The organism is Streptomyces sp. NPDC031132 (assembly GCF_055570595.1).
The window spans coordinates 280,225-281,703 of record NZ_JBVIGX010000010.1; the positions used below are offsets into that span (position 1 = coordinate 280,225).

General features: G+C 72.7%; 1 rRNA gene and 1 pseudogene. Both read right to left on the reverse strand.

The features are described 5' to 3' along the window. Nucleotides 1-1,163 (reverse strand): annotated as a pseudogene (locus tag ACZ49B_RS18270) (hypothetical protein); the annotation flags it as partial. 225 nt (nucleotides 1,164-1,388) lie between these two features. After that, a 5S ribosomal RNA gene (gene rrf, locus ACZ49B_RS18275) occupies nucleotides 1,389-1,479 on the reverse strand; the annotation flags it as partial.

Below are 1,479 nucleotides of genomic sequence, written 5' to 3' on the forward strand. Positions count from 1 at the left end.
GGGTACGAAGGACGCCCACCACGGTCGTCATCGCGACGCGGGTACGAAGGACGCTCGCCCCGGTCGTCACGACGGAAACCGCCGCCGGCCGGACGCTCGCCCCGGTCGTCACGGCGCGGGTACGACGGACGGTCGCCGCCACGGTCGTCACGGCCACCGCGGAAACCACCACGGTCGTCGTCACGGCGCGGGTACGAAGGACGCCCACCACGGTCGTCATCGCGACGCGGGTACGAAGGACGCTCGCCCCGGTCGTCACGACGGAAACCGCCGCCGGCCGGACGCCCACCACGGTCGTCGTCACGGCGCGGGTAGGACGGACGGTCGCCACCACGGTCATCGCGACGCGGGTACGACGGACGGTCCCCGCCACGGTCGTCACGACCGCCACGGAAACCACCACGGTCGTCATCGCGACGCGGGTACGAGGGACGCTCGCCCCGGTCGTCACGGCGGAAACCGCCGCCGGCCGGACGCTCGCCACGGTCGTCACGGCGCGGGTAGGACGGACGGTCGCCACCACGGTCGTCGCGACGCGGGTACGACGGACGGTCCTCGCGGCCGCGGAAGCCGCCACCGGTCGGGCGGTCGCCCCGGTCGTCACGGCGGAAGCCGCCGCCGGCCGGACGCTCGCCACGGTCGTCACGGCGCGGGTACGACGGACGGTCGCCACCACGGTCGTCACGACCGCCACGGAAACCACCACGGTCGTCGTCACGGCGCGGGTACGAAGGACGCCCACCGCGGTCGTCATCACGACGCGGGAAGCTCGGACGGTCGCCACCACGGTCATCGCGGCGGAAACCGCCGCCACCGCCGCCGGCGGGACGCTCGCCACGGTCATCGCGGCGCGGGTACGACGGGCGGTCGCCGCCACGGTCGTCACGGCGGAAACCGCCGCCACCGCCACCGGTGGGCCGGCCACCGCGGTCGTCATCACGGCGCGGGTAGGACGGACGGTCGCCACCGCGGTCATCGCGACGGAAACCGCCGCCACCACCGCTGCCGGCGGGACGCCCACCACGGTCGTCACGGCGCGGGTACGACGGGCGGTCGCCGCCACGGTCGTCACGGCGGAAACCGCCGCCACCGCTGCCGCCACCGGTCGGCCGGCCACCGCGGTCGTCGCGGCGGAAGCCACCACGGTCACCGCCACGGTCGTCACGGCCCCCGCGGTAGCCGCCCCTGTCACCGCCGTCGTTGCGCCGAGGCTCGCGCTCCGGACGATCGTCGGGAGAGTTGGACATGGGTGTGACTCCTGTCTTCGGGGTACCGCTAGTCATTCTCGCGCAACCAACCCATGGCCGCGCTTCGGCGTAAAGAGGTGAAAAACAAAAAGGACCCTTGGTCCAGCGTTGAACGCTGGACCAAGGGTCCTTTGAAAGATTGTTCGGCGGCGTCCTACTCTCCCACAGGGTCCCCCCTGCAGTACCATCGGCGCTGAAAGGCTTAGCTTCCGGGTTCGGAATGTAACCGGGC